21 protein-coding genes are annotated in these 20094 nt (G+C 58.1%); all 21 read left to right on the top strand.

The genetic code is table 11. From position 1 onward, the window contains the following. Positions 1 to 309 (top strand): 50S ribosomal protein L11 (gene rplK, locus DTF_RS27515; RefSeq protein ID WP_226989437.1); only part of this gene is annotated, 309 nt, incomplete at its 5' end. 41 nt (positions 310 to 350) lie between these two features. Continuing rightward, positions 351 to 1052, top strand: coding sequence for a 50S ribosomal protein L1 (gene rplA / locus DTF_RS0120820; protein WP_027716886.1), 702 nt, complete (start codon positions 351 to 353; stop codon positions 1050 to 1052). 237 nt (positions 1053 to 1289) lie between these two features. Further along, positions 1290 to 1808 (top strand): 50S ribosomal protein L10, encoded by a 519-nt coding sequence (gene rplJ / locus DTF_RS0120825; RefSeq protein ID WP_027716887.1) that lies wholly within the window; start codon positions 1290 to 1292, stop codon positions 1806 to 1808. A 43-nt stretch (positions 1809 to 1851) separates the two neighbouring features. Further along, positions 1852 to 2232, top strand: coding sequence for a 50S ribosomal protein L7/L12 (rplL, locus tag DTF_RS0120830; protein ID WP_027716888.1), 381 nt, complete (start codon positions 1852 to 1854; stop codon positions 2230 to 2232). Positions 2233 to 2451: 219 nt separating this feature from the next. Beyond that, positions 2452 to 6561: a DNA-directed RNA polymerase subunit beta gene (gene rpoB / locus DTF_RS0120835; RefSeq protein ID WP_027716889.1), complete on the top strand. Its 4110-nt coding sequence runs from the start codon at positions 2452 to 2454 to the stop codon at positions 6559 to 6561. 27 nt (positions 6562 to 6588) lie between these two features. Continuing rightward, positions 6589 to 10776, top strand: a complete 4188-nt coding sequence (gene rpoC, locus DTF_RS0120840; RefSeq protein ID WP_027716890.1) for a DNA-directed RNA polymerase subunit beta' — start codon at positions 6589 to 6591, stop codon at positions 10774 to 10776. Positions 10777 to 10925: 149 nt separating this feature from the next. Beyond that, a complete protein-coding gene (rpsL, locus tag DTF_RS0120845) occupies positions 10926 to 11297 on the top strand; it encodes a 30S ribosomal protein S12 (protein WP_027716891.1) in 372 nt (123 codons plus the stop codon). A 21-nt stretch (positions 11298 to 11318) separates the two neighbouring features. After that, positions 11319 to 11789: a 30S ribosomal protein S7 gene (gene rpsG, locus DTF_RS0120850; RefSeq protein ID WP_027716892.1), complete on the top strand. Its 471-nt coding sequence runs from the start codon at positions 11319 to 11321 to the stop codon at positions 11787 to 11789. Positions 11790 to 11822: 33 nt separating this feature from the next. Next, positions 11823 to 13901: an elongation factor G gene (fusA, locus tag DTF_RS0120855; RefSeq protein WP_027716893.1), complete on the top strand. Its 2079-nt coding sequence runs from the start codon at positions 11823 to 11825 to the stop codon at positions 13899 to 13901. An 18-nt stretch (positions 13902 to 13919) separates the two neighbouring features. After that, positions 13920 to 15110: an elongation factor Tu gene (tuf, locus tag DTF_RS0120860; protein ID WP_027716894.1), complete on the top strand. Its 1191-nt coding sequence runs from the start codon at positions 13920 to 13922 to the stop codon at positions 15108 to 15110. Positions 15111 to 15121: 11 nt separating this feature from the next. Then, positions 15122 to 15430, top strand: coding sequence for a 30S ribosomal protein S10 (gene rpsJ / locus DTF_RS0120865; RefSeq protein WP_027716895.1), 309 nt, complete (start codon positions 15122 to 15124; stop codon positions 15428 to 15430). A gap of 35 nt (positions 15431 to 15465) precedes the next feature. Next, positions 15466 to 16104: a 50S ribosomal protein L3 gene (gene rplC / locus DTF_RS0120870; RefSeq protein ID WP_035058442.1), complete on the top strand. Its 639-nt coding sequence runs from the start codon at positions 15466 to 15468 to the stop codon at positions 16102 to 16104. Between the two features lie 33 nt (positions 16105 to 16137). After that, on the top strand, positions 16138 to 16758 hold the full coding sequence (rplD, locus tag DTF_RS0120875; RefSeq protein WP_027716897.1) for a 50S ribosomal protein L4: 621 nt from the start codon (positions 16138 to 16140) through the stop codon (positions 16756 to 16758). Then, on the top strand, positions 16758 to 17045 hold the full coding sequence (locus tag DTF_RS0120880; RefSeq protein WP_027716898.1) for a 50S ribosomal protein L23: 288 nt from the start codon (positions 16758 to 16760) through the stop codon (positions 17043 to 17045). The genes rplD and DTF_RS0120880 overlap by 1 nt, the downstream gene beginning before the upstream one ends. 33 nt (positions 17046 to 17078) lie before the next feature. Continuing rightward, positions 17079 to 17903, top strand: a complete 825-nt coding sequence (rplB, locus tag DTF_RS0120885; protein WP_027716899.1) for a 50S ribosomal protein L2 — start codon at positions 17079 to 17081, stop codon at positions 17901 to 17903. 25 nt (positions 17904 to 17928) lie between these two features. Continuing rightward, complete coding sequence (gene rpsS / locus DTF_RS0120890) at positions 17929 to 18204, top strand: 30S ribosomal protein S19 (RefSeq protein ID WP_027716900.1); 276 nt, start codon at positions 17929 to 17931, stop codon at positions 18202 to 18204. Between the two features lie 27 nt (positions 18205 to 18231). Then, positions 18232 to 18564, top strand: a complete 333-nt coding sequence (rplV, locus tag DTF_RS0120895; protein WP_027716901.1) for a 50S ribosomal protein L22 — start codon at positions 18232 to 18234, stop codon at positions 18562 to 18564. Between the two features lie 24 nt (positions 18565 to 18588). Then, entirely contained in the window at positions 18589 to 19224 is a 636-nt protein-coding gene (gene rpsC / locus DTF_RS0120900; protein ID WP_027716902.1) for a 30S ribosomal protein S3, read from the top strand. Positions 19225 to 19250: 26 nt separating this feature from the next. Continuing rightward, entirely contained in the window at positions 19251 to 19676 is a 426-nt protein-coding gene (gene rplP, locus DTF_RS0120905) for a 50S ribosomal protein L16 (protein WP_027716903.1), read from the top strand. Continuing rightward, entirely contained in the window at positions 19666 to 19854 is a 189-nt protein-coding gene (gene rpmC, locus DTF_RS0120910) for a 50S ribosomal protein L29 (protein ID WP_027716904.1), read from the top strand. The genes rplP and rpmC overlap by 11 nt, the downstream gene beginning before the upstream one ends. A 21-nt stretch (positions 19855 to 19875) precedes the next feature. After that, positions 19876 to 20094: 30S ribosomal protein S17 (gene rpsQ / locus DTF_RS24915; protein WP_081703126.1), on the top strand; the 219-nt coding region annotated here is incomplete at its 3' end.

The following is a 20094-nucleotide window of genomic DNA, read 5'->3' on the forward strand; positions in this document are numbered from 1 at the left end:
TGCAAGGCGTTCAACGCCAAGACCCAGGGCGAGGAGGGGATGATCACTCCCGTCGTAATCACCGTTTTCGGCGACCGTTCTTTTTCCTTTATCACAAAAACGCCTCCGGCCGCGGTCCTGTTGATGAAGGCCGCCAAAATCCCGAAAGGCTCCGGCGTTCCCAACAAGAACAAGGTAGGGAAGGTGACCAGGGATCAGGTCCGCGAAATCGCTCAGCTCAAGATGCCGGACCTCAACGCCTTCGATATCGAGGCCGCGGTGAAAACCATCGAGGGCACCGCCCGCAGCATGGGTCTGGAAATCGTCTAATCCGTAATCGTTTTAAAATATGGCGGAATTTGGAGTGAACAATGCCTACAGGAAAACAACATAAAGCAGCCAAGTCCAAGATCGACCGGTCACAGGTCCTCCCCGTCGACGAGGCGATTACGCTGGTGAAAGAAACGGCCTACGCCAAGTTCGACGAAACCGTCGACATCTGCGTCCGCCTCGGGGTTGATCCCCGCAAGGCAGACCAGATGGTGCGTGGCGCCGTGGTTTTGCCCAACGGACTCGGCAAGACGGTGCGGGTGCTGGTTTTTGCCAAGGGCGAGAAGGCTCAGGAGGCCCAGGACGCCGGGGCCGACTATGTCGGTGGTGACGATCTGGTGGCCAAGATACAGGGAGGCTGGTTCGATTTCGATACCGCCATCGCAACTCCCGACATGATGGGAACCGTCGGCAAAATCGGAAAGTTGCTTGGACCCAGGGGACTGATGCCGAATCCCAAGGTCGGAACAGTGACTTTCGATGTAGGTCGTGCGGTCACAGAGTCGAAATCCGGCAAGATCGAATATCGTGTGGAAAAAGCCGGGATCATCCATGCACCCGTGGGCAAAGTCTCCTTTGACGCCGACAAGCTCAAGGGAAACATCGTCGCACTCATGGAGGCGCTGATCAAGGCCAAGCCTTCCACCTCGAAAGGCACGTACTTGAAAAAGATCAGTCTTTCGAGCACCATGGGCCCGGGAGTCAATATCGACGTTCCGGCGGTGCAGGCGCTGGTTAAGTAAAACCCGACGAAATTTTTAAACCCGAGGCGGCCCCGACATCGTCGGGACCGCTTCGTTCCGGTTTATGCGAAATCGCTCCTCGTCAAAGACAGCAGGCACGCCCCAAGGGTGTTTAATGGTCCGACCGCCTGCCGAGGCTGGATCGTGGTACGACAGCTCGCTGTCTCTCTCCATGTCCTCTGACCGGGGCAAATGACTCTCAGGAGTCGCACTATCTATAAGAAAGGAGGAGAGACATTGAAAAAAAGCAGCAAAGAACTGGTCGTATCCGAACTGGCGGAAAAACTTGCCTCCGCCAAGGCTTCCTTCCTGGCGGATTACCGTGGTCTTACCGTCGATCAGGTCAACCAACTTCGCAGTAAGCTTCGCGAGGTCGGCGTCGATTACCGGGTGGTGAAGAATACCCTGCTGAAGCTTGCGGCCAAGGATACCGGAGCCGCCTGCCTGGAAAAACATCTCGCGGGACCCACGGCCATCGCCATCGTCATGGACGATCCGGTGGCACCCGCCAAGGTGCTCAGCGAATATGCCAAACAGAACAATAAGTTCGAACTGAAGGCCGGAGCCCTGGAAGGCAAACTGTTGTCTCTGGACGACATCAAGGCCCTTTCCGACCTGCCGAGCCGCGAGGTTCTGCTGGCCAAAATGCTCGGTTCCATGAATGCGCCGATCACCAACTTTGTTGGCGTTCTTGCCGCGGTTCCCCGATCTCTGGTTCAGGTTCTCGCCGCAATTCAGGACAAAAAAGCCGCCTGACAAACAAACTAATCAAAAATCGTTATAATGGAGGAATTGAAAAATGGCTGAAATCACCAAAGAACAAGTTGTCGAATTTATCGAGAAAATGTCTGTCCTTGAGCTGTCCGTACTGGTTAAGGAACTGGAAGACAAGTTCGGCGTATCCGCCGCTGCCCCGGTTTCCTTTGCCGCCGGTCCCGCTGCCGCCGAGGCTGCTCCCGTCGAGGAAAAAGACGAGTTCGACGTTGTGCTCACCGCCGCCGGCGACAAGAAAATCAATGTCATCAAAGTCGTCCGTGCTGTTACCGGCCTGGGCCTCAAGGAAGCCAAGGACCTTGTTGACGGCGCCCCCCAGACCGTCAAGGAAGGTGCCAACAAGGCAGACGCCGAGGAACTCAAGAAGCAGCTTGAGGAAGCTGGCGCTTCCGTGGAGCTTAAATAGTATCTTTCAAGATAGTTTCGCCCCTAGCCAAGGTCGCCTTGTGCGGCCTTGGCTATTCTACTTTCGTTCCCCGTTTGCGGCCCCGACCCCGCCGCCGGCGGGTGTGCGGTTTAGGTTCGGGTTCGAGTTTTCCGCGTGAGGTTCGCCGTCAGAACAATCTGAGGCGGAAAGGGCGCGGGTCGTTTCGGCCCTAGACAGAACTACCCTAAAGGAGAAACCATGGCTTATTCGATCGCGAATAACCAGCTTCTGCGGAAACATTTTGCCGAGATCAAGAGGATCATCGACATTCCCAACCTCATTGATATTCAGAAGAACTCCTATAAACGCTTTCTCCAGGCGGAACTCCCTCCTTCGGCCCGACAGAACATCGGCCTCGAGGCCGTTTTCCGTTCCGTTTTTCCCATCCGCGATTTCAGCGAAACAAGTTCACTGGAATATGTTTCCTATTCCCTCGGAATTCCAAAATATGACGTCGATGAGTGCCATCAGCGAGGCATGACCTTCGCCGCTCCAGTCAAGGTGCGGGTGCGCCTTGTCTCCTGGGATGTCGATAAGGAATCCGGCGTCCAGTCCATTCGCGACATCAAGGAGCAGGAGGTCTATTTCGGCGAAATCCCCCTCATGACCGAAAACGGCACCTTCATCATCAATGGGACAGAACGAGTCATCGTCAGCCAGCTGCACCGGTCCCCCGGCGTCTTTTTCGATCACGACAAGGGAAAGACTCACTCCAGCGGCAAGATCCTTTACAGCGCCCGGGTGATTCCCTATCGGGGCTCCTGGCTCGACTTCGACTTTGATCATAAAGATATTTTCTACGTTCGGATCGACCGTCGGCGCAAGCTCCCCGCGACGGTTCTCCTCAAGGCTCTCGGCTACTCCGCCGAGGAACTTCTCAATTATTATTACGATGTTGAGCTGATCGCCTTCGATGGCGAAGGGTACAAGAAGCGGGTCAATCTTGACCTGCTTACGGGGCAACGGGCCAGTGTCGACGTGGTCGCCGCCGATGGCGAAGTCGTCATCAAGGCGAACCGCAAATTCACAAAGGCCGGCATTCGCAAACTGGCGGAAAAGGGGATCGAATTCATCCCTGTCCTGGAAGAGGACGTGATCGGGAAGGTGGCTTCCACCGATATCGTCGACACGGCCACCGGCGAGGTGATCGTCGAGTGCAATGAGGAGATTTCTCTCGCCAAGCTTGAGGAGCTGCGCTCGCGAGGCATCAATGAATTCCCGGTTCTGTTCATCGACAACCTCTATGTCGGGCCCTATCTGCGCGATACCCTTCTGCTCGACAAGATCGTCACTCCCGAAGACGCGATGATCGAGATTTACCGGCGGCTCCGTCCGGGCGACCCTCCGACCATCAAGAGCGCCACCGCCCTGTTCGAGAGCCTGTTCTTCAACCCCGAGCGCTACGACCTCTCCGTGGTCGGCCGCCTGAAGCTCAATTACAAGCTGGGCCTGGAGACTCCCCTGGAGCACACCACTCTCACCAAGGAAGACATTCTGGAGGTGGTGCGCTATTTGATCGGCTTGCGCAACGGCCGGGGGAACATCGATGATATCGACCATCTGGGCAACCGACGGGTGCGTGCCGTGGGCGAACTGCTGGAAAACCAGTATCGCGTCGGCCTGGTGCGCATGGAACGGGCGATTAAGGAACGCATGAGCCTGCAGGAAGTCGACAGCCTCATGCCGCACGACCTCATCAATTCCAAGCCGGTTTCGGCGGTCGTCAAGGAGTTCTTCGGTTCGTCCCAGCTCTCCCAGTTCATGGACCAGACCAACCCTCTGTCGGAGATCACCCACAAGCGCCGACTCTCGGCCCTCGGTCCCGGCGGCCTGACCCGAGAACGGGCCGGTTTTGAGGTTCGCGACGTTCATCCGACCCACTACGGCCGGGTATGCCCGATCGAAACTCCGGAAGGTCCCAACATCGGCCTGATCGCCTCCCTGTCGACCTATGCCCGGATCAACGAGCACGGCTTCGTCGAAACTCCTTACCGGATGGTGAAGGATGGTCAGGTTACCACAGAGATCAAGTACTATTCGGCGCTTGAGGAGGAAGGCCACGCTATTGCCCAGGCGAATGCGCCCTTGACTCCGAACAACACCTTCGTCAATGATCTGGTGAACGCCCGCCGGAGCGGCGAGTTCATGCTGATGAACCGGGAGGACATCGAGCTGATGGACGTCTCTCCCAAGCAGTTGGTCTCCGTTGCCGCGGCACTGATTCCTTTCCTCGAGAACGATGACGCAAACCGCGCCCTGATGGGCTCCAACATGCAGCGCCAGGCGGTTCCCCTGCTGCGCGCCGATGCCCCCCTGGTAGGCACCGGAATGGAGCGAATTGTCGCCCACGACTCCGGAGCGGCTGTGGTGGCCCGGCATAACGGCATGGTGGAGAGCGTGGACGCCGCCCGCATCGTCGTGCGCATCGAGGAAGGCGAGGTGGATGAATCGGGGACGGGGGTGGATATCTACACCCTGACCAAGTTCGCCCGCTCCAACCAGAACACCTGTCTCAACCAGAAGCCGATCGTCAAAGTTGGAGACCATGTCAAGCGCGGCGAGATCATCGCCGACGGCCCCTCCACCCAATGGGGCGAACTGGCCCTGGGACAGAACGTCCTGGTCGCCTTCATGCCCTGGGCGGGTTACAACTTCGAGGACTCCATCCTCATTTCCGAGAAGCTTGTGAAGGAGGACCGCTACACCTCCATCCACATCGAGGAATTCGAGTGCGTCGCCCGCGACACAAAGCTGGGGAAAGAGGAAATCACCGACGATATTCCCAACCTCGGCGAGGACGCCCTGGCCGATCTCGACGAAAGCGGAATCATTCGCATTGGCGCCGAAGTTAAACCGGGCGATATCCTGGTGGGGAAAATCACCCCCAAGGGGGAGACCCAGCTCTCTCCTGAAGAGAAACTGCTTCGGGCCATCTTCGGCGAGAAAGCCGGGGATGTTCGCGACACCTCGCTGCGGGTTCCTCCGGGCGTCGAAGGGGTGGTCATCGGGGCCAGAGTCTTCTCCCGCAAAGGTTCCGACAAGGACAGCCGGACCGAACATATCGAGAAGACCGAAATCAACAAGCTTCTCAAGGACCAGAACGACGAGATCCGCATCATCCGCGATTCGGCGAAAAGCAAACTTCTGGGGCTGCTTGTCGGGCAGACGGCTGCCGTTTCGGTCATGGACTCCGCCGGCGAAGTTCTGCTGCCCAAAGGCAAGAAAATTTCTACGGCGGCCCTGGAAAATATTCCCCTCCTGAAATGGAAGGAAGTCTCCCTGACCAAGGCCGAAGAGGTCGAGGACAGGATTTCCACACTTTTTGCGCGCCTGGAAGAGCGGGAAGAACTCATCAAGGGGGTTTTCTCCGACAAGATCGAAAAACTCAAGCGCGGAGACGATCTGCCACCGGGCGTCATCAAGATGGTCAAGGTCTACATCGCCATCAAGCGCAAGCTGTCCGTTGGCGACAAGATGGCCGGCCGTCACGGCAACAAGGGCGTCCTTTCCCGGGTTCTTCCCGAGGAGGATATGCCTTATATGGCTGACGGCACACCCGTCGAAATCGTTCTCAACCCCCTCGGGGTTCCCTCCCGCATGAACGTGGGACAGATCCTGGAGACCCATCTCGGTCTTGCCGCACGCGGTCTGGGTCTGCAGATTCAGGAGTCTCTGGATAAGAACTTCGGGACGGCCCGGATCAAGGAAAGGGTCAAGGAAATCTACGGCAACGGGGAGTTGAACACCTTCATCGACGGACTCTCCGACGAGGAGACCCTGGCGATGGCCCGTCGACTGTCCAACGGCGTCCCCATGGCCTCGCCGGTATTCGAAGGGGTGAACGAAACGCAGATGAAGGACGAGATGGCCAGGGCCGGCTGCACGACGAGCGGTCAGACCACCCTTTACGACGGCAAGACCGGCGATGCCTTTAAGGAGCAAGTCACCGTCGGCATCATGTACATGCTCAAGCTTCACCATCTGGTCGATGACAAGATCCACGCCCGTTCCATCGGTCCCTACAGTCTGGTCACCCAGCAGCCTCTGGGCGGAAAGGCCCAGTTCGGCGGGCAGCGACTGGGCGAGATGGAAGTGTGGGCCATGGAAGCCTATGGGGCGGCTCATGCCCTGCAGGAGTTTCTGACTGTCAAGTCCGACGATGTGGCCGGCCGCACCCGGATTTACGAGGCCATCGTCAAAGGCAAGCACACGCTGGAGGCCGGACTCCCCGAATCCTTCAACGTGCTGGTCAAGGAACTGCAGTCCCTGTGTCTCGACGTGGAACTCCTCGAAGAGGAAGACGAGTAAACCACCATCCCATAAGGAGGATGCGTTTTGGAAGATATCTTCAGTCTGTTTGAGCGGCCGAAGGATTCCCTCAACTTCAATGCGATTCGGCTGTCCCTGTCCTCGCCGGAAACCATTCGCGAGCGGTCTTTCGGTGAAGTTAAAAAACCGGAAACCATAAACTACCGGACCTTCAAGCCGGAGCGCGACGGTCTGTTCTGCGCCAAGATCTTCGGCCCCACCAAGGACTACGAGTGCAACTGCGGCAAGTACAAGCGCATGAAGCACCGCGGCATCGTCTGCGAGAAGTGCGGCGTCGAGGTCATCCCCAGCAAGGTTCGCCGCGAGCGCCTCGGTCACATCGATCTGGCCTGCCCGGTGGCTCACATATGGCTTCTCAAGTCCCTGCCGTCTCGCATCGGGACACTGCTCGACATGACCCTCAAGGAATTGGAGAAAATTCTCTACTTCGAGGCATATGTGGTTCTGGACAAAGGGGATACTCCCCTGACTCAGGGGCAGATCCTTACCGAGGATAAATACCGGGAGACAATGGATGAATTCGCCGGGCAGTTCACCGCCGGCATGGGCGCAGAGGCCGTCCGCGAGCTGCTCGCCGCCATCAATCTCGAGGAGGTCGCCGCCACCCTGCGCAACGAAATGAAGGAGGCCGCCAGCGAGGCAAAGAAGAAGAAGGTTTCCAAGCGACTGAAGGTCGTGGAGGCTTTTCGTGAAAGCGGCAACCGCCCTGAATGGATGATCCTGGAAACCATCCCGGTTCTTCCCCCCGAGCTGCGCCCGCTGGTCCCCCTTGACGGTGGACGCTTCGCCACCAGCGACCTCAACGACCTCTACCGCCGGGTGATCAATCGAAACAATCGCCTCAAGCGCCTGATGGAGCTGCGCGCTCCGGAAGTCATCATCCGCAATGAGAAGCGCATGCTGCAGGAGGCGGTAGACGCCCTTTTCGACAACGGCCGACGTGGCCGGGCCATTACCGGCCCCAACAAACGTCCCCTCAAATCACTTTCCGACATGCTCAAGGGCAAGGGGGGGCGCTTCCGCCAGAATCTTCTCGGCAAGCGCGTCGATTATTCGGGCCGTTCGGTTATCGTCGTCGGTCCCGAACTGAAGCTTCACCAGTGCGGTCTCCCCAAGAAAATGGCGCTGGAGCTGTTCAAGCCCTTCATCTACAACAAATTGGAAGAGAAGGGATATTGCACCACCATCAAGAGCGCCAAAAAGATGGTGGAAAAGGAAAAGCCCGAGGTCTGGGACGTGCTGGAGGAGGTCATAAAGGAGCATCCGGTGATGCTTAACCGCGCTCCGACCCTGCACCGTCTCGGCATACAGGCCTTTGAGCCCGTCCTCATCGAGGGGAAGGCCATCCAGCTCCATCCGCTGGTCTGCACCGCCTTCAACGCCGACTTCGACGGCGACCAGATGGCCGTTCATCTGCCCCTCTCCATCGAGAGCCAGATCGAGGCCCGGGTTTTGATGATGTCCACCAACAACATCCTCTCCCCGGCCAACGGCAAGCCGATCATCGTTCCTTCCCAGGACATGGTCCTTGGACTCTATTACATGACCCGTGAGCGGGTGTTCGCCCGGGGCGAAGGGAAGATCTTCTCCTCCCGGGACGAGGTACGCATTGCCTATGATGCGGGTGAAGCCGATCTTCAGGCCAAGATCAAGGTACGGCTGGTGACGGGTGCGGGACGGGAGCCGGAATTGACGGAAACCACTGTCGGCCGGATTCTGCTTCGCGATGTCGTCCCCGAGTCGATCCCGTTCGAGTACATCAATAAAGTCATGGCGAAAAAACAGGTGGCCGACCTCATCGACGCCTCCTTCCGTCTGGCTGGGAACAAGGAGACGGTCATTCTCGCCGACCGTCTCAAGGAGACCGGCTACCGCTTCTCCACCCTCGCCGGCATCTCCATCTGTCTCGACGACATGGTCATTCCTGCGGGCAAGCAGGGGTACATTGACAAGGCCGTCGAGGAGGTGAAGGAAATCCAGCAGCAGTACACCGAAGGTCTCATCACCGACGGTGAGCGCTACAACAAGGTCATCGATATTTGGGCCAAATGCACCGAAGATATCGCCCAGACCATGCTCGGCAACCTGTCTGTGGACGAAATCGTTGATCCGGCAACCGTCGGATCGGACAATCCCACCAAGGTCAAGGTCCCCTCCTTCAACGCCATCCACATGATGGCCGATTCGGGGGCCCGCGGCAGCGCCCAGCAGATCCGCCAGCTGGCGGGGATGCGTGGTCTCATGGCGAAACCCTCCGGGGAGATCATCGAGACACCGATTACCGCCAACTTCCGCGAAGGGCTGACGGTGCTCCAGTACTTCATCTCCACCCACGGCGCCCGGAAAGGTCTGGCCGACACCGCTCTCAAGACCGCCAACTCAGGTTATCTTACCCGTCGTCTGGTCGATGTTGCCCAGGATGCCATCATCACCGAGGCCGACTGCGGGACCCTGGACGGCATTCTCGTCGCTTCCCTCACCGAAGGCGGTGAGGTCATCGAGCCGCTGGCCGACCGTATTCTCGGCCGGACAGCTCTCGAGGATGTGCTCGATCCGGTAACCGACGAGGTGCTGGTGGAAGCCAATCAGGAGATGGACGAAGCGCTGGTCAGAAAGATCGAGGAGGCCGGCATCGAGAAACTCCGCATCCGCTCGGTGCTGACCTGCCAGAGTCGCCGCGGCATCTGCGGCAGCTGTTACGGCCGGGACCTGGCGCGCGGGCACATGGTCAACCTCGGCGAGGCGGTCGGTGTCATCGCCGCTCAGTCGATCGGCGAGCCGGGCACCCAGTTGACCATGCGGACTTTCCATATCGGCGGAACGGCTTCCCGCCGGGCCGAGCAGACCTCTTTGGAGGCGCGTTTCGACGGTACCCTCAGGTATATCAATACGAATACGGTTATCGATAAGGACGGCTTCAACATCGTCATGAACCGCAACGGCGAAGTCGCCGTCGTGGACGAGACCGGCCGCGAGCGCGAACGCTATGGCGTGGTTTACGGCGCTCGGCTGCGCGTCCCCCCCGAAGGGGCGGTCAAGGCCGGCGATCTGCTGGCAGAGTGGGACCCCTACACCATGCCCATCCTGACGGAAATCTCAGGACGGGTCCGCTTCGGCGACGTGGTCGAAGGGGTCACGATGGAGGAGCAGCTGGATGAAGTGACCGGCCTTACCCGCAAGGTCATCATCGAGTCCAAGGGTGCCGACAAGCGCCCCCGCATCACCCTCAAGGACGAGGAAGGCAAGACCGCCAAGCTGTCCAACGGTGCTCCGGCCCGTTACCTGCTGCCGGTCGGAGCCAACATCGTGATCAATGAGGACGACATGGTCGGCGGTGGCAGCATCCTGGCCAAGATTCCCCGGGAAACCACCAAAACCAAGGACATCACCGGCGGTCTGCCGCGCGTTGCCGAGCTTTTCGAAGCCCGCAAGCCCAAGGAATTCGCCGTCATCACCGAGATCGACGGGATCGTCTCCTTCGGTAAAGATTCCAAAGGCAAGCGCAAGCTCATCGTGACGCCAGAAATCGGTGAGGCCAAGGAATACCTGATTCCCAAGGGCAAGCACATCAGCGTCCATGAAGGGGACCACGTCAAGGCCGGCGAACCGTTGATGGACGGCTCCAGCAATCCCCATGATATTCTTCGGGTTCTCGGGGAGAAGGAGCTGGCCAAGTATCTGGTCGATGAGGTGCAGGAGGTCTACCGCCTTCAGGGGGTCAAGATCAACGACAAACACATCGAGGTCATCGTCCGACAGATGCTGCGACGGGTCCGCGTCAAGGAAGTGGGGGACACCCGCTTCCTTCTGGACGATCAGGTGGAGCGCTGGGAATTCGAACAGGAGAACCAGCGGGTTTTCGCCGAAGACGGGAAGCCGGCCGTGGGCGAGCCCCTCATGCTGGGCATCACCAGGGCATCTCTGTCCACGGAGTCCTTCATCTCGGCAGCCTCTTTCCAGGAAACCACCAAGGTTCTCACCCAGGCGGCCATCGAAGGGAAGGTCGATTTCCTCCGCGGCCTGAAGGAGAACGTTATCATGGGACGGCTCATTCCGGCCGGCACCGGGGTTTCCAAGTACCGTAGCGTCAAACTGCTCATCGAGGAACCTGAAGAAATGCCGGAACCCCCGGTGATCCTCGATGAAGATGATATCGACGAGACGGCTGAAAGCGCCGAACAGACCGTGGAATAAGGGTCTTGTTCCGCCCTGGAAAAAAATGAGAAGGGCAATAAAAAAGCCCTTGACAACCCAGGGTCGGATTGATAAAGTCAGCGGGTTTTTCCCCTCTTTAAGACAGTTGCTCTTTTAACATTGAGAATACGCGATTCGGGAGTAAGTAGATGCCGACTATCAATCAGCTGATCCGCAAGGGGCGGCTAAAAAAGGAAAAGAAGTCCACCGCACCCGCACTTCAGGGTAATCCTCAGAAGCGTGGTGTATGCACCCGTGTTTACACCACGACCCCCAAAAAGCCCAACTCGGCGCTTCGCAAGGTGGCCCGCGTTCGGCTCACCAACGGCATTGAGGTAACCTCCTATATTCCGGGGGTGGGGCACAACCTGCAGGAGCACTCCGTTGTGCTGGTCAGGGGCGGCCGCGTCAAGGACTTGCCGGGTGTCCGTTACCACATGGTCCGCGGCACCCTCGACCTCGCCGGGGTCAAGGACCGCAAGCAGGCGCGCTCCAAGTATGGCGCCAAGCGCCCTAAATAACCAAAGGTCTGAGAGGACGTTATGCCGAGAAGAAGAGAAATTGCCAAGCGGGTTATCCTTCCCGATCCCAAATACCACGACCGCATGCTGGCCAAGTTTATGAACGCCATCATGCTGGACGGCAAGAAGAGTGTCGCCGAGCAGATCGTCTACGGGGCGTTTGATCTGATGGCCTCGCGCGGCAGCGAGGAGCCTCTGGAGGCATTCAAGAAGGCGATTGAGAACGTGCGGCCGATGCTGGAGGTCAAGTCCCGCCGGGTCGGTGGTTCCACCTACCAGGTTCCCGTTGAGGTCCGTGCCGATCGGCGCAATGCCCTGGCTATCCGCTGGATCATCACCTATGCTCGTGGGCGCGGCGAGAAAACTATGCGGGAGCGCTTGGCCGGTGAGTTGCTGGATGCCGCGAACAATCGGGGCTCCTCGGTGAAGAAGAAGGAAGACACCCACCGCATGGCCGAGGCGAACAAGGCCTTTGCGCATTACCGCTGGTAAGCAACGGATTACTCTCTGGAAGGAAGCAACGCTGTGGCACGCTTAGTACCTCTTGCAAAAACCCGTAACATCGGGATCATGGCCCACATAGATGCCGGCAAAACCACCACGACCGAGCGTATTCTCTATTACACGGGCATTTCTCATAAGATCGGTGAAGTCCATGACGGCGCCGCCACCATGGACTGGATGGCTCAGGAGCAGGAGCGCGGAATTACCATCACTTCCGCTGCCACAACCTGTTTCTGGAAGGATCACCGCGTCAATATCATCGATACTCCCGGACACGTCGATTTCACCATCGAGGTAGAGCGTTCACTGAAGGTTCTTGACGGCTCCGTCGCTGTCTTCTGTTCCGTTGGCGGCGTCGAGCCTCAGTCCGAGACCGTCTGGCGTCAGGCGGACAAGTACGGGGTCCCCCGCATCGCATTCATCAACAAGATGGACCGCATCGGCGCCGATTTCAATCGTGGCGTGCAGATGATGAAGGACCGTCTTGGGGCCAATCCCGTCCCCATCCAGCTCCCTATTGGTAAAGAAGAAAACTTCAAGGGTGTCATCGATCTGGTCGAGATGAAGGCGGTCGTCTGGGACGATGAGTCTCTCGGGGCCAAGTTCGAGGTGATCGATATACCTTCCGACATGGTGGACGCTGCCCAGGCAGCCAGGGAAGCCATGATCGAGGAGATCTGTTCCCACGACGACACATTGATGAACAAATATCTCGTCGGCGAGGAGTTGACCACCGCCGAGATCAAGGCCGGCATTCGCAAGGCGACTACTGATCTGCATATTAATCCCGTTCTCTGCGGTTCCGCATTCAAGAACAAGGGAGTGCAGCATCTGCTCGACGCCGTCGTCGACTACATGCCTTCACCTCTCGATGTTCCCGCCATCCGCGGCATAGTGCCCGGCAAGGAAGAGGAGTTGACCCGTCCTGCCGACGATAGCGGGCCTTTTGCCGCTCTCGCCTTCAAAATCATGACCGACCCCTTTGTCGGGCAGCTGACCTTTTTCCGTGTCTACTCCGGGTTTGCCGAATCCGGCGCCTCCGTTCTCAATTCCACCAAGGACAAGAAAGAGCGTTTCGGTCGCCTGCTCAAGATGCACGCCAACAAGCGTGAAGAGATCAAGCAGGTCTACTCCGGAGACATCGCTGCGGCTGTCGGATTGAAGTACACCACCACCGGCGACACTCTCTGCGACGATAAGAAACCCTGCCTGCTAGAGGCCATGGATTTTCCCGAGCCTGTCATTCACATCGCCGTCGAGCCAAAGACCAAGAGCGATCAGGAAAAGATGGGAGTGGCGCTGGGTAAGCTACTGCAGGAGGATCCCTCTCTGCGGGTGCGTACCGATGAGGAAACCGGTCAGACGATTCTTTCCGGGATGGGGGAACTGCATCTCGAAATCATCATCGACCGCATGATGCGCGAGTTCAAAGTGGCGGCCAATGTGGGAGCTCCCCAGGTTGCCTATCGCGAGTCCCTCACCAAGAAAGTGGAAGTTCAGGGCAAATTCGTCCGTCAGTCCGGCGGTCGCGGGCAGTACGGTGACTGCTGGCTGCGCATCGAGCCGCAGGAGGCCGGCGCCGGCTTTGAGTTTGTCGATGCGATCAAGGGTGGTGTCATCCCTAAGGAATACATCCCGGCCGTGGGCAAAGGAGCCGAAGAGGCTTCGCAGAACGGGGTTCTCGCAGGATTCCCCATCGTCGATGTCAAGGTCACTTGTTTCGATGGCTCCTATCACGATGTCGACTCTTCGGAGATGGCGTTCAAGATCGCCGGGTCCATGGGTTTCAAGGAAGGCGCGGCCAAGGCCGGCCCGGTTCTCCTGGAGCCGATGATGGCCGTCGAGGTCGTGGTGCCGGAAGAATATATGGGCGACGTGATCGGCGATCTCAACAGCCGCCGCGGCAAGATCATGGGGATGGAGAGCCGGGGCGGCGCCCAGGTCATCAATTCCCATGTCCCCCTGGCGAACATGTTCGGCTATGCCACGGATGTGCGCAGCGCCACCCAGGGTCGTGCGACCTATACCATGGTGTTCGACCACTATGAGCAGGTGCCTAAAGCTATCGCCGACGAAGTCATCGCCAAGGTTAAAGGCTAGTTAAGGAGAGCTTTCCCCATGTCCAAAGCCAAATTTGAAAGAACCAAGCCCCATTGCAACATCGGGACTATCGGTCACGTTGACCACGGTAAGACCACTTTGACGGCCGCCATCACCAAGGTGCTTGCTGAGCAGGGCGGGGCCGTGTTCAAGGCCTTCGACCAGATCGACAACGCTCCCGAGGAGCGCGAGCGCGGCATCACCATCGCCACCGCCCACGTCGAGTATGAGACCACCAACCGGCACTACGCCCACGTCGACTGCCCCGGTCATGCCGACTATGTCAAGAACATGATCACCGGCGCGGCTCAGATGGACGGAGCCATCCTGGTGGTTTCCGCCGCCGACGGTCCCATGCCCCAGACCCGTGAGCACATCCTGCTTGCCCGTCAGGTCGGCGTTCCCGCCATGGTCGTGTTCCTCAACAAGGCCGACATGGTTGATGACGAAGAGTTGATGGAGTTGGTGGAGCTCGAGGTTCGCGAGCTGCTCTCCTCCTACGATTTTCCCGGCGACGACATTCCCATCATCGCCGGCAGCGCCCTGGCCGCTCTCGAAGGTCGTGACGACGAGATCGGCAAGAACAAGGTGCTGGAGCTGATGGCCGCCGTCGACAGCTACATTCCGCAGCCCGAGCGGGCCGTGGATCGCCCCTTCCTGATGCCCGTCGAGGACGTCTTCTCCATCTCCGGCCGCGGCACCGTCGCCACCGGCCGCGTCGAGCGCGGCATCGTCAAGGTCGGCGAAGAGGTCGAGATCGTCGGAATGAAGGCGACAGCCAAGACCGTGGTCACCGGCGTCGAGATGTTCCGCAAGCTTCTGGATCAGGGTCAGGCCGGCGACAACGTCGGTGTGCTGCTGCGCGGCGTCAAGCGCGAGGACATCGAGCGCGGACAGGTTCTGTCCAAGCCCGGCAGCATCACCCCGCACACCAAGTTCAAGGCCGAGGCCTACATCCTGACCAAGGAAGAGGGCGGTCGCCACACCCCGTTCTTCAAGGGATACCGTCCGCAGTTCTACTTCCGGACCACGGACGTGACCGGAATCGTGGAGCTTCCCGAAGGGACCGAAATGGTTATGCCCGGCGACAACATCGCCATGGTCGTCAACCTGATCACTCCGATCGCCATGGACAAGGAACTCCGTTTCGCCATCCGTGAAGGCGGCCGCACCGTCGGCGCCGGCGTCGTCAGCGATATCATCGAGTAGAGGATATTCAGATGCAGAACCAGAAAATCAGAATCCGTTTGAAGGCCTATGATCATAAACTGCTCGATCTCTCGGTCAATGAGATCGTCGACACGGCTAAGCGTACCGGTGCTCGGATTGCCGGGCCTGTCCCTTTGCCTACGATCATAAATAAATACTGCGTGCTTCGTGGGCCCCACGTCGACAAGAAGAGTCGTGAGCAGTTCGAAATGCGTACGCATAAGCGTCTGCTGGATATCCTTGAACCGACGCAGCAGACGGTTGATGCTTTGATGAAGCTCGACCTTTCCGCCGGCGTCGATGTGGAAATCAAGCTTTAAGAGTTCATTCATATCTGAAGGTAAGGGTACGTGCAATGATAAAGGGTATCTTGGGTAAGAAGCTGGGGATGACCCAGATCTTCGCTGTGGACGGAAAACGCATCCCGGTGACGGTTGTCGAAGCCGGCCCCTGCGTGGTCCTGCAGAAGAAGACTGTGGAGACCGATGGCTACAACGCCCTGCAGGTAGGATTTGGAGCTAGAAAAGCACATCGGACGAACAAGCCCGCCATGGGACATTTCAAAAAAGTCGGGCAGGGCGCCTTCGACCACCTGCGGGAGTTCACGGCCGATAACGTGGATGAATACAATGTCGGCGATGAAATCGTCTGCGGTAGCGTATTCACCCCCGGCGACATCGTCGATGTTACCGGAACCAGCAAGGGGAAAGGATTCCAGGGAGTTATCAAGCGCTGGAATTTCTCCGGCGGCCGCTCCACCCATGGTTCCAAGTTTCACCGCGCTCCGGGCTCCATTGGATGCAGCGCCTGGCCCTCCCGGGTGTTCAAGGGGAAGAAAATGGCCGGGCAGATGGGCAACGAGCGGGTGACCACCCAGAACCTTAAAGTGGTCGAGATCCGTCCCGAGCAGAACCTGATCCTGCTCAGAGGGGCCGTTCCCGGCCCGAAAAACGGTCTGGTGATGATTCGCAAGGGGATCAAGGCCAAGCAGTAGCCCCGACCAACAAGAGGATTTGGGAGAAAAACCATGGCTAAGATAGCAGTTTACGACATAAACAGGAATCAGGTCTCCGAGCGGGAGGTTGCCGACGCCGTTTTCAATGACGATGTCAAAGGCTACCTGATCCACGATATGGTGCGTTACCAGCTGGCGGCGCGCCGCCAGGGAACCGCCGATTCCAAGAATCGCAGCGAGGTTTCCGGAGGCGGGAAGAAGCCTTATAAGCAGAAGGGCACGGGCAATGCCCGCCAGGGCACCATCCGGGCTCCCCACTTTGTGGGCGGCGGAGCAGCTTTCGGTCCTAACCCTCGCGACTACAATTTCAAGCTGAATCGCAAGGTCAAGAAGGCGGCTCTTCGAAGCGCCCTGTCAGCTCGCTTCAAGGAAGACAAACTGACGGTGCTCAATGCCCTGGAGCTCGACAAGATCAGCACCAAAGCATTCAATGAGATCCTCAAGCGCTTCGACCTGGCGAATGTCCTGGTTGTCATTGACGGGACCAACCCCAATGTTGAGCTGTCCGCACGCAACCTCCCTCATGTCAAGGTGCTGCGTGCCGAAGGGGTGAACGTCTATGACGTGATGAAGCACCGCACTCTGGTGCTCACTGAGGGTGCCGTGTCCCAGTTGGAAGGAGCGTTAGCGTAATGAAGCCGCTGCATCAGATCATCAAGAAACCGCTGATCACAGAAAAAACCAGTCTGCTGAAAGAGGCCGCTCAGGTCGTGGCCTTCGAGGTTGCCCTGGACGCCAACAAGATCGAGATTAAGCAGGCGGTGGAAAAGGCGTTCGACGTAAAAGTCGTTGACGTCAATACCGCCTTGGTCGCTGGCAAGAAGAAGCGGGTCGGACGCCAGTTCGGTAAACGCTCCAACTGGAAAAAGGCTTACGTGACCCTTGCCGAGGGCAGCGATATCGATTTCTTTGGTGTCTAACGGACTGTAATCAAGCGATACGGAGTTACCATAATGGCGATCAAAAAGTTCAAGCCGACCTCGCCGGGTCGTCGTAACATGAGCTCCTCCACCTACGAGGAGGTTACGACATCCATTCCCGAGAAGTCCCTTGTCGCGCCCCTGAAGGGCACCGGCGGCCGCAACAACAAAGGGCGGATTACCCAGCGTCACAGCGGGGGCGGCCATAAACGCAAGTACAGAATCATCGATTTTAAGCGGGACAAAAAAGAGATTCCCGCGCGGATCGTTTCCATCGAATACGATCCTAACCGTTCGGCCCGGATCGCTCTGCTTAATTTTTCCGACGGTGAGAAGCGGTATATCCTGGCGCCGGTCGGAGTTCAGGTAGGCGATACGGTCGTTGCCAGCGAGCAGGCCGATATCAAGCCCGGCAATGCTCTGTCGATTCGCTCGATCCCTTTGGGCACCTGGGTTCACAATGTCGAGCTCAAGGTCGGCAAAGGTGGACAGCTGGCTCGCAGCGCGGGAACGTATGCCATGATCGCCGCCAAGGAAGGCAAGTACGCACAGCTCAAGCTTCCTTCCGGCGAGGTTCGCCTGGTTCTTCAAGACTGCTGCGCAACAGTAGGTCAGGTGGGCAACGCCGATCACGAAAATGTAAAGATCGGCAAGGCCGGCCGCAATCGCTGGCTCGGCAAGCGTCCCCAAAGCCGAGGTGTCGCTATGAACCCCGTCGATCATCCCCATGGCGGTGGCGAAGGCAAGAGCTCCGGTGGTCGCCATCCGGTCACTCCGTGGGGTGTTCCCACCAAGGGCTATCGGACTCGGTCGAACAAACGGACCGACCGCTTCATCGTCCGTCGGCGAACCAAATAAATTCGTTTAAAAAGAGGAGACGGCAGTGGCTAGATCGATTAAAAAAGGGCCGTATATCGAAGAAAACCTGCTTCGCAAGGTAGACGTGGAAGGGGGCGCAAGCTCCAAGAGGGTGATCAAGACCTGGTCACGTCGTTCCACAATCATACCCGAATTTGTCGGACACACCTTTGCCGTGCACAATGGCAAGAAGTTCATTCCGGTCTTCGTTACCGAGAACATGGTGGGGCATAAACTGGGTGAATTTGCGCCGACCCGCACCTATTACGGGCATGGGTCCGATAAGAAGAAGAAAAGGTAGAGCGATTCTGCTTAAGGAGTAAAGTTCATGGAAGCCAGAGCCAAATTGAGATATGCGCGCCTCTCCCCTCAGAAGACCCGCCTTGTCGTGGACATGGTGCGCGGCAAGGGAGTACAGGATGCTCTTAACATCCTCAAGTTCTCTCCTCAGAAAGCCGCAGCCGTTGTGTCTAAACTGGTAAGCTCCGCGGTCGCCAATGCAGAGCAGAAGGGGATTTCTGACGTCGACCGGCTCTTTGTGAAAACGATCAATGTCGATCAGGGTCCGGCGCTGAAGCGCTTTCTTCCCCGTGCACAAGGTCGTGCCACCCGGATCCGAAAACCGACCAGTCACATTACCGTCGTTCTTGACGAAAAATAAATCAGCTGTTGAGGAGGTGATAGTTTGGGCCAGAAAGTACATCCGATAGGATTTCGTTTAGGGGTCATCAAGACCTGGGATTCCAAGTGGTATGCGGAAGCCGATTACGCCAAGCTGCTCCACGAGGACATTAAACTTCGTAACTACCTCAAGAAGCGGCTGTACCACGCCGGGATTTCCAAGATCGAGATGGAGCGCGCGGCCAGCAAGGCCAAGATCAATATTTTCGCCGCCCGCCCCGGGATCATTATCGGGAAGAAGGGTTCCGAGGTTGAAGCCCTCAAGAAGGAACTGGCCAAACTCACCGATAAAGAGGTATTCATCAACATTCAGGAAGTTCGCAAGCCCGAAGTCGATGCCCAGCTGGTAGCGGAGAATGTTGCTCTGCAGCTGGAGCGCAGGGTTGCCTTCCGCCGAGCAATGAAGAAGAGCGTCAGCCAGGCGCTAAAGTTCGGCGCCCAGGGGATCAAGATCAATTGCGCCGGCCGCCTCGGCGGGGCCGAGATGAGCCGTACGGAATGGTACCGGGAAGGCCGGGTGCCTCTGCACACTCTGCGGGCCGATATCGATTACGGCTACGCCGAGGCGAAGACCACCTACGGTATCATCGGGGTTAAGGTTCTTATCTTCAAGGGCGAAGTTCTCACGCAAGGGAAGTAAAGAGACCGGGATAGGAGTAAGCTGTTATGTTAATGCCCAAGAAGGTTAAGCATAGAAAACAATTCAAGGGTCGCATGACCGGTGCCGCCTGCGGAGGAACCGAACTAAACTTCGGCGACTTCGGTCTTCAGGCGACCGAGTGCGGCTGGCTTTCGGCTCGTCAGATCGAGGCGGCACGCCGGGCCATGACTCGCTACGTCAAAAGGGGTGGCAAGATCTGGATCCGCGTTTTTCCCGATAAGTCCTTGACCAAGAAACCCGCCGAAACCCGTATGGGGAAGGGCAAAGGGTCTCCGGACAGCTGGGTCGCCGTGATTCGGCCCGGGGTGATGCTGTACGAAATGCAGGGGGTGGCCGAGGACGACGCCCGTGAGGCCTTCCGGCTTGCCGCCCATAAGCTCCCCATGAAAACCAAGTTCGTGATTAGGGAGGAGTTGGCCCATGAAGGGTAATGAGCTCAGAGACCTCAGCGTCGCTGATCTGGAGAAGAAGAACCAGGAATTGAACCAGGAGCTGTTCAATCTGAGATTCCAGCTGCACACCGGGCACCTGGAAAACACCGCCCGGATCCCCGAGGTCAAAAAAGACCTGGCGCGGGTCAAAACCGTGCTCCGGCAGAAGCAGGGATAACGAGGATTGACGAGGACAGATATGACGACTGAGCGTGGAAAAAGGAAAACCCTGGTCGGGGTTGTGGTCAGTGACAAGATGGACAAGACCGTCGTGGTCAAGGTCGATCACCTGGTCAAGCATCCCGTCTACAAAAAATACATCAAGCGCCGCGAGCGGTACAAGGCGCATGACGAGCAGAACACCTGCGCCGCCGGCGACAAGGTTCTCATCGTGGAGACCAGACCGCTGTCCCGTGAC

Origin of the sequence: Desulfuromonas sp. TF (assembly GCF_000472285.1) — a bacterium.
In the GTDB taxonomy this organism is placed as follows: domain Bacteria; phylum Desulfobacterota; class Desulfuromonadia; order Desulfuromonadales; family ATBO01; genus ATBO01.